At 42.9% G+C, this 5200-nt stretch carries 3 protein-coding genes; all 3 read right to left on the reverse strand.

The features are described from left to right. On the reverse strand, positions 1-1228 hold a 1228-nt coding region (locus QZY09_RS14590; protein ID WP_295673532.1), incomplete at its 3' end, for a hypothetical protein. Positions 1229-1369: 141 nt separating this feature from the next. After that, positions 1370-4330: a two-component regulator propeller domain-containing protein gene (locus tag QZY09_RS14595; protein WP_295673534.1), complete on the reverse strand. Its 2961-nt coding sequence runs from the start codon at positions 4328-4330 to the stop codon at positions 1370-1372. Between the two features lie 94 nt (positions 4331-4424). Further along, positions 4425-5200 (reverse strand): LytTR family DNA-binding domain-containing protein (locus tag QZY09_RS14600; protein ID WP_295673536.1); only part of this gene is annotated, 776 nt, incomplete at its 5' end.

The following is a 5200-nucleotide window of genomic DNA, read 5'->3' on the forward strand; positions in this document are numbered from 1 at the left end:
GGCTGACCAGCAACGGGCCCCAGGTACCGCAATTGCATGTTTTACAGTCTTCAATATCAATGGTATAAACACAAGGTTCACATTTCTTTCCGTTGCAGTCGGCAGTAAGCGTTAAAATATACCTGCCGTTTGCTTGCGGAATAAATTCACCTGTTATATTGTGATCGCCCTGTCCGTCAACAACCAGGGCACCATCTTTCTTAATCTGCCATGCCGTAACAGCGTGGCAGCTTTTGTCTTTCGAGGTGCAATTGTAGGTACTTAAAAAATCAAAGGCTTCGCCGCATTTCCACGGAATTACATTTTTACCCCCGCAATCTATTTTCAAAGTGCGATTGATGGTTATGGGGCTCCAGTTCCCGCAATCGCACGAAGCCAGCGACCCCAGGTTGATGCTGATGGTTCCCTGGCTGATACCGCCAATGTTAATTTTCCTTAGCCGATCCAGCAAATCCGGTTTTCTTGGATTGGCTGGTTTTGGTTCCTGCTCTACAGCAGGATTACCACCGCTGGCCTGCTGATCAACAGGCTTATTTGTGTTGGTCGGTTTTGTATCGGTTGTTACAGCTGCGTTATCGGCGCCTGGTTGCTTATCGGGGGGGCTTTTTATATTGTTTGGCTTTGTATCAGGTTGAGTGAGGGGATTCAGTACGGTTTGCTGCGGATAAATAGGCCTTTTCGGATTGGTTGGCCTTGTTTGTATGTTAATGCCGGGATTAATTTCGCCCGGTTGCTGATTGGTTGGTTTCCCATTTCCGCTGATGGAGAAAGCCTTGATTTTTTCTTCACTTAAGGCAACTATTTCGCCGTTTTGATAACCAAAAAACTGTACACTTAACTGGTAGTCCCCAGGTGGCAAAATACAACCCTGACCTAATAACCTGGCGGCGTAAATGCCCGTCCAAACGTTGTTCCAATTATTAAATTTGTCTGCAGGCGCAGAATTTATGCTATAGGCCCCGCATACTTTATCGCCGCCTTTGGTAATAATCATCAGCATTTTACTTTGCGACACGGCGGGGTCCATCTTACGGCTGGTTGAGTTTGCTGTCGCGGTTATCGTAAACTGTGGTCTCATATTTCCCCAGTTGCCTGTATTTTGATCGGGCGTTGAGGGCAACAAAATAACAACGCCGGTAATAGGGTAGGGTTGGGCGAAAACCTGGGTGCAACCCGCTGCCAACAAAACAACAAGTGAAAGTTTTACAAAAACTGTCCAATTTTTCATTTAACTGCAAAAAGTTATTGGTGCAAGTGCCGTTGACTCGCGTTAAATTACATTCAATTATCCGTAAAGACAACCGATAATGTGCAAAGCAGGAGTATAACTGATTGATTAACACTAATCGATGAGTATGCGGTAATTGACTTAGTGATGCTGCGCTTTAAACCAGGCGTCGTGCAATCCCTGTGGAATTAACAGCACGATTTTATTGCCCGGATTTTTGTCACTTGTAAACGCAGTTGACATGCTTATTGTTATAGCGGATGAACCAAAACGGCTGAGGGCCGCGATGCGTTTTTCAATTAATTCCATTCCACGGCTTTTATGCTGACTGTCATCGTCTTTTAGCGCAAGGCTGTTGGCTATGCCGATCCCGTTATCGGTGATGGTGATCAGCAAATTGTTTCCCTCTTCTTTCAAGTCAATAATCACCTGTCCATCTATCGATGATGGCATTAATCCGTGCAGCAGGGCATTCTCCAAAAGCGGCTGAAGTATCATTGTTGGGATCATCCACTCTTCAATGTCCAGGTTTTCGTTAATGGATAGCTGATAACTAAAACGGTTATTAAAACGCATTTGCTCCAACCGCAGGTATATTTTTATGTTTTCCACCTCCTGCTCAAGCGGCACAAAGGATTGCTGAGCCGCCTCGAAATTTTTGCGGATAAGCGAGGCGAAATCACTGAGATAACGGTTGGCATTTTGCCTGTCCTGCAAATTAATATAATGCTGGATGCTGTTGAGGGCGTTGAACATAAAATGCGGGTTCATTAGCGAAGTAAATGCCTGTTGCTCCAGCGAGGCTATCTGCACCCCCGCAATTTGTTTTGCCAGTTTCGCCTCTTTTCTGTTTTTTATACGGAGGTTTAGCCAATAGATAACCGCTAACTGTAAAATGAGCGCAGTGATAAACCAGAACCAAACAGCCTTCCAAAAAGGGGTGGCGATATCGAATTTAATGGAAAGTATTTTGTTGCTGATGTTTCCGTTAACATCCACAGCCCTTACCTGCACAATATGATTGCCGCTGCCGAGCTCTATAGTTAGTGTGTTTTCATCCAGGTTGATCCAGTTTTTGTTTTTGTTGAGCGTGTATTGAAGGTTTTTAAAATGCCCGCTTAATTCAATCCCGGCAAATTGCATCTGTAAGTTTTGCTGATCGTTCCTCAGATGATAATTTGGAGCTATTATGGTATCCCGCTGATTTATTCTCATCCCGATCAGTTGCACAGGAATATTAAATTCAGGGATTGATACGTTAGCGGGTATTATGGAAATGCCATCGCCCGTGGCCACATAAACAGAATCTGTCTGGTAAAGTATCTCGTTGATAACGTTATTGTTCAACCCGTCATTGACCGTAAGGTTCTGAACAGCATAGGTAATATGGTTAGGTGTTAAAGTATAGTTAAGCACACTGATCCCTCCCGACGTACCTAACCAAATCTGCCCGGGTTTGCCGGTTGTTATACTCCTGGAAGCATTGTTGATAATACCATCCGCTTCTGAAATATGGAGCAGTACTTTATCATCCTTCACCACTACTACGCCACTACCAGAAGTAGCCACCCAAAGTAGCTTATCTGGTGTGACACAAAGCGCAGTAACCCGTTCGCTCAACAAAGGGCTGATTTTATTGAGCGGAGAGGTGGAATCCCGGGCATAACTGTATCTGTACAATCCGTCTGTTGACCCAAAATACACCAAGCCATCGGCTCCCAGCGCAAGGGCGGTTATCCTTTTCCCGAGGCCTTTTAAAACTGACAGGCGCTCTGTTATCGTATTTAGTTTAATAAACGCATGCGACTGACCAACAATTATGATGCTATCATTATAAGTGATGGCCGTTTTGCCATAGCTGATTATGGAGGTTAAAAGCGGACGAGTATTGTTTACATAAATGCCGGCTTCGGAAAAGGTAAACATTTTATTTTGCGACAGAATTATTTTACGCTGGCGGGCAATAAGACCTTTTTTGGGGATTGTAGTAACTGAGACACCAGTTCTTCTGGCAGCAACTACCTCACCATAAAAATTCCCGGCCAGTATTGTGCCATCTGTTTTGCGGGCAATACTTAAAAAATTGGTGCCGACGATGCGCGACGGCATTTTAATACCATTAATATGTCTCTTTTTATAAACAAGTAATCCCTTATCAATTGTACTGATCCATAAATTCTCATTGCTATCCTTAAAAACGGAATTAGGAAGGTAATTACCACCAACTACAATATCCTGTTTCCGTGTTTTTTTGTTGAAGAGGTAAATTTTACCGGAAATGCCCGAAAAATAAAAAAAATGGGACGTACATTCGAAATTATTAAAGGGTTCCGGTGTTTCAACGGAATCGATGTGGAAACGGATCGGGCCAGTACTAAAGTCACTGTAGATATAGCACTTACCTTTGGCATCATTAAAGTAATAAAACTCCCCTTCGCTAAGGCTATAATTAATAATTTCGCTCGGATGCTTTTGTCTTAAGGCCACGCTGTCTATATACCGCGTACCTTTCATCTGGTATATAACTGTCTGGTATAATTTTGTCCCGCCATTCATTGAGCTGCCTAACTTCAATACGGAGCCATCGGTGTTTTCTTTAATAACGAACCCATCATTTTTTTTACCATTTGGATAAGCTATCAGCCGTTTATTCCTGAAAATATATGATCCTTGCTGGTTCCAAAACATTACGCCGCCGTTCAGCAAAGGGTAACAATACATCAGGCCGGTGCCTTCTTTAACCTTTGCGAGGGTACTGTCTGCCCTGGCATTAATAAACCTGTTTGTTAACTCATCAAAATAAGCAGGACTTTGTTTAAAACAATTCACCCAGATTCTGCCATCATTTTCTTTCACTACGGCCAGCACCTCATTGTCGGGCAGGCCATCCCGGGTAGTGAAAACCTGGAAGTGTTTTCCATCAAAACGCGCAATCCCCGCATCGGTAGCAACCCAAAGGAAGCCGTTATTATCTTCTATACAACGGTAAACATAATTGCTGGGCAAGCCATCGTCAACGGTGAATGCAGTGTATTTTCCTGGTTGCGCGTTACAGGCAATCGCTATTAAAAGGAAGAATAAAAAGAAGCCTGTGCAGCGCATGTGATTTAAGTCTAAAGTCAAAAAAACAAAAAAATGTCAAATCCCGGTTTTTGACTTAAGCCTTCATAACCAATACTTTCGATATAAAAGTACGCTATTTATTGCCAAACATAAGGCTCGCCTTTTTCATTTTTTCGAGAAACATGTCTAGTTGCCTGCGGCTGATGCTCCATTGGTTTCCATCGCTCATTTTCACAATCCCGCCGTCAATAGTACTATATTCCTTTATGTATTTCAGGTTAACAATATACGATTTATGTATCCTCGCGAACAGGTCGCCGTCAAGCAAATCTTCAAAATCTTTCAGCGTTTTACTGATCACCAGCTTATGCATGTCTTTCATGTGGATAATGGTATAATTACTGTCAGCCTGTAGGGACACTATATCATCTACCTCAATAAAACTGATACTACCCAATTGCGGTAATGCGATCTTTTTAGGGGATGATCGTTTGCCGGAATTTTCCAAAAAGTGGCGCAATAAAGCGCGATCCTGCTCTACTGCCGCAGTGCTTTTTAATGATCTTTTTACTTTTTCAACAGCCAACTGTAACTCCCCAATGTTTACAGGCTTTAAAATATAATCAATGGCACTTGCCTTAATGGCCTGCAAAGCATATTCATTATAAGCGGTTACAAATACTACTTTAAAATCGCGATTTACCAGGCTGCTTAAAAACTGAAAGCCATTCTCTTCAGGCATGCTGATGTCCAGGAAAATTACATCTGCATCGTTTAATTGAAGCCATTCCCTCGCCTGCGCGGCACTTTGGGCTTTTCCGGCAACTTTTATCCCCTCACAATCATTATGGAGCAAAAATTCCAGGCTGGCCAGGTTATTCACTTCATCGTCAACCAGCAAAGCTTTTA

It is taken from the genome of uncultured Mucilaginibacter sp., assembly GCF_903913935.1.
GTDB lineage: Bacteria > Bacteroidota > Bacteroidia > Sphingobacteriales > Sphingobacteriaceae > Mucilaginibacter.

Bases quoted from the DNA above. Each gene is read 5' to 3' on its own strand.
- QZY09_RS14595 (WP_295673534.1), bottom strand. From the start codon at position 4,330: ATGCGCTGCACAGGCTTCTTTTTATTCTTCCTTTTAATAGCGATTGCC.